The 3,367-nt window shown below is 32.2% G+C and carries 7 protein-coding genes; all 7 read left to right on the top strand.

The genetic code is table 11. The annotated features are described in order from the left end of the window. Nucleotides 1-238: 238 nt before the first annotated feature. Nucleotides 239-493, top strand: a complete 255-nt coding sequence (locus FFR48_RS26420; RefSeq protein WP_137669403.1) for a DUF2281 domain-containing protein — start codon at nucleotides 239-241, stop codon at nucleotides 491-493. Continuing rightward, a complete protein-coding gene (locus FFR48_RS26415) occupies nucleotides 490-918 on the top strand; it encodes a type II toxin-antitoxin system VapC family toxin (protein ID WP_137669402.1) in 429 nt (142 codons plus the stop codon). Before FFR48_RS26420 ends, FFR48_RS26415 begins: the two co-directional genes overlap by 4 nt. A 234-nt stretch (nucleotides 919-1,152) precedes the next feature. Further along, entirely contained in the window at nucleotides 1,153-1,464 is a 312-nt protein-coding gene (locus tag FFR48_RS26410; protein WP_137669401.1) for a DUF433 domain-containing protein, read from the top strand. Next, on the top strand, nucleotides 1,465-1,815 hold the full coding sequence (locus tag FFR48_RS26405) for a DUF5615 family PIN-like protein (RefSeq protein WP_137669400.1): 351 nt from the start codon (nucleotides 1,465-1,467) through the stop codon (nucleotides 1,813-1,815). A 387-nt stretch (nucleotides 1,816-2,202) separates the two neighbouring features. Continuing rightward, nucleotides 2,203-2,409, top strand: a complete 207-nt coding sequence (locus FFR48_RS26400; protein WP_137669399.1) for a hypothetical protein — start codon at nucleotides 2,203-2,205, stop codon at nucleotides 2,407-2,409. Then, nucleotides 2,402-2,818, top strand: coding sequence for an aspartyl protease family protein (locus tag FFR48_RS26395; protein ID WP_137669398.1), 417 nt, complete (start codon nucleotides 2,402-2,404; stop codon nucleotides 2,816-2,818). Before FFR48_RS26400 ends, FFR48_RS26395 begins: the two co-directional genes overlap by 8 nt. Nucleotides 2,819-2,824: 6 nt before the next feature. After that, nucleotides 2,825-2,989, top strand: coding sequence for a hypothetical protein (locus FFR48_RS26390; RefSeq protein WP_162501977.1), 165 nt, complete (start codon nucleotides 2,825-2,827; stop codon nucleotides 2,987-2,989). Nucleotides 2,990-3,367: the final 378 nt, after the last annotated feature.

Below are 3,367 nucleotides of genomic sequence, written 5' to 3'. Positions count from 1 at the left end.
TTTATTATCTGAAAGTGACTGGAAATCTATCCAAGAAACTCTATATTTACTTTCTATTCCAGGGATGAGAGAATCAATTAAAGAAGGATTAGCAACACCTATTGAAGAGTGTGATGGTGAATTAGATGAATATGAAAAAACCATCCTGTAAATCCTCAAATCCTCGACATCCTGATTCAGACAAAAAGTGACAATCTATAATATAATATAATTACATTATAATCCTAGAGGTAACACTATGACTATTGAACAAGCAGTTTTAGAAAACTTGCGAGAATTACCAGCACATAAACAACAAGAAGTTTTAGATTTTATTCAATTTCTCAAACATAAATTACCAGCAGAAAAACCTACTTTTAATTCTGACGGTGAAAATTTCTGGAAAATGACCTTGCGATTTCGAGAACGGATGGAAAGAGAGGGTATAGAATTTACAGATGAGGATTTTGCAAGTCTTAGAGATCGCAGTCCAGGACGAGAGGTAGAACTGTGAGTTTTCGTTTTCTTTTAGATACTAATATTATTTCGGAAATTAACAAAAAAATCCCAAATAAATTAGTAGTTGATAAAATGAATCTGTATCAAGATGAAGTAGCTACAGCTTCAGTAGTTATTCATGAATTATTATTTGGGTGTTTACGTTTACCGACTGACTCTGGAAAAAGACGTTTTTTAGAAGATTATATCGAGGAAATACCTGCTAAAATACCAGTGTTTGATTATGATATAAATGCTGCAAAATGGCACGCACAGGAAAGAGCTAGATTATCCAAAATTGGTAAAACACCTGCTTTTATTGATGGACAGATTGCGAGTATTGCATTTTCCAATAACTTGATTTTAGTAACAAATAATGTGACAGATTTTCAAGATTTTGAGGATATTGTGATTGAGAATTGGTTTGTTTTGGTTGATTAGTGCGATAGCTTGCTGTGTCCAGATAGCTTATCTCGTAGGGTGCGTTAATGAAATGTAACGCACCGTTTTTTATTAAAATTTAACTGTCTGAATCAGGATAACCAGGATTAAAGGATTAACAGGATAATATTTGATATTGATATTCACAGAATATCCCGAAGGGTGTCCTGATTCAGACAAAAAAATGATATACTAAAATATAGTGATTCAAGCAACTTAGCTATATAAAAAAATATGTTAACCCTGAATTACCCGCATATTGAAAAAACCGAAAATCAACCAGCAAGATTAAAGCGTTTTCCCAGAATTAGAGTAACGCAAATTGTGATGGATTATCTTGCTTATGGTTGGTCAGTAGAAGAAATGTGTCGTCAACATCCTTATTTAACTCAAGCTGAAGCTCATGCTACTATGGGTTATTACTTTGACCACCAAGAAGAAATTGACCAAGAAATTAAAGAGGAATGGGAACAAGTACAACAAAGCAAAAATGAATTAGTATCATCTCCATTTTACAACAGAATGAAAGCCAAAGGACTGTTGTAAATGACCATTGCTTTATATATGGATGTTCATGTACCTCAATCTATTACATCACAATTGCGTCGTCGGGGTGTGGATGTATTAACTGCTTTTGATGATGAAACCCAAGAACTTCCTGATGATAAATTATTAGAAAGAGTGACAGAAATTAAACGAGTTCTATTTACTCAAGATATCCGTTTTCGAGTTTTAGCGGAAACTTGGCAAAAAGAAGGAAAACAGTTTTCAGGATTAATTTTTGGACATCAACTAGGTGGTACAATTGGTCAATTTGTGCAAGATTTAGAATTTATTGCTAAAGCTTCAGAGATTGATGAATGGATGAATGTCGTTGAATATATTCCTTTTAAATAATACTGCTCTTAGGGTGCGTTAATCAACTTTATTTAATGCACCATTTTTTATTATTTTTATAATATATTGCACTGTCAGAATCAGGATAACCAGGATTAAAGGATTAACAGGATTATATTTTTGATTTTGATATTTTGGAATATTTGAATTAGCGTAATTTCTGAAAATGTAGATGAATATTAAAAAACCATCCTGTAAATCCTCAAATCCTGGACATTATCTCGACTTACTTCGACTTACTTCGACTGCGCTCAGTACAAGTCGCTCAGTACAGGTCGCGGTAGTTGAGCGTAGTCGAAACTCGATAACCACCTGATTCAGACAAATTCCCATTACCATTAATAAAATGATATAATATCAACTACTAACTATAGCAATCATCAAACCATGCTAGAATTAATGCCATTATTAAATAAATTAAGTCGGGCTGAAAAATTACAAATTATCCAATATTTAGCCTCTCAATTAGTACAAGAAGAATCAGAATTAATTAAACCAGGAATGTCTTATCCTGTCTCCTCTCCTTATGATGCTTTTGAAGCTGCAAATATAATGTTAAAAGTGTTAGAAGCAGAAAATAGCAATCATGAATAATACACATAAATACTCATTTACTACTTATGATCCTTCCTTGGGAGAAGCAGGTTTTAGACCATATCTACCAATTATTTTAACTTATCGTGGACAAGAATTACAGACTACTGGTTTACTGGATACGGGAGCAACTATTAATGTTTTACCTTATCAATTAGGATTAGATATTGGTGCAAATTGGGAAGATTTAACAACCTCTTTACAATTGACAGGTAATCTTGCTCAATTTGAAGCGCGTGTACTGGTTGTATCAGCTAAAGTAGCAGATTTTGAACCTGTAAAATTAGTATTTGCTTGGACTCAAGCAACTAATGTTCCTTTAATTTTGGGACAAGTTAATTTTTTTATGGAATTTAATGTTTGTTTTTATCGTTCTCAACTTTCTTTTGAAGTATCTCTCAAAGATTAATTTATTATGAATGATGAAGTTTTGGCAGAAATTCGGAAAATCAGAGATGAAGAAGCTAAGTCATTTAATTATGATTTAGCCACTATTTGTGCTGATTTAAGAAAAAAACAAGCAACCAGTGGAAGACAGATTATTTCTATTCCCTTGAAGACAGTGGTAAAATTACGCTGATTTTTTAGGGTGCGTTAATGAAATGTAATGCACCGTTTTTTATTAAAATTTAACTGTCAGAATCAGGATAACCAGGATTAAAGGATTAACAGGATAATATTTGATTTTGATATTCTGGGATATTAAAATTAGCGCAACTTCTGAAAATACAGATGAATATTAAAAAACCATCTTGTACATCCTCAAATCCTGGAAATCCTGATTCAGACAATTCAATTGTATGCTATTATTTATTATAATAATGTAATCTCAAAAAAGATTATGATTTCAATCAATCAAGCACAACAGCAACTACAGGATTTAATTGATTCAGTTAATCAATCCCATCAACCTATTATTATTGCAGGAGAAAATAGCAACGCAGTTTTATTATCTGAA

Source organism: Sphaerospermopsis reniformis (assembly GCF_005402885.1).
GTDB classification, from domain to species: Bacteria; Cyanobacteriota; Cyanobacteriia; order Cyanobacteriales; family Nostocaceae; genus Sphaerospermopsis; species Sphaerospermopsis kisseleviana.
This window is presented reverse-complemented; position numbering and strand designations above follow the sequence as displayed.

Excerpts from the sequence above, each read along its gene's own strand:
- FFR48_RS26420 (WP_137669403.1), top strand. The coding sequence starts at position 239 with ATGACTATTGAACAAGCAGTTTTAGAAAACTTGCGAGAATTACCAGCA.
- FFR48_RS26410 (WP_137669401.1), top strand. The coding sequence starts at position 1,153 with ATGTTAACCCTGAATTACCCGCATATTGAAAAAACCGAAAATCAACCA.
- FFR48_RS26405 (WP_137669400.1), top strand. The coding sequence starts at position 1,465 with ATGACCATTGCTTTATATATGGATGTTCATGTACCTCAATCTATTACA.
- FFR48_RS26390 (WP_162501977.1), top strand. The coding sequence starts at position 2,825 with ATGAATGATGAAGTTTTGGCAGAAATTCGGAAAATCAGAGATGAAGAA.
- FFR48_RS26395 (WP_137669398.1), top strand. The coding sequence starts at position 2,402 with ATGAATAATACACATAAATACTCATTTACTACTTATGATCCTTCCTTG.
- FFR48_RS26400 (WP_137669399.1), top strand. The coding sequence starts at position 2,203 with ATGCTAGAATTAATGCCATTATTAAATAAATTAAGTCGGGCTGAAAAA.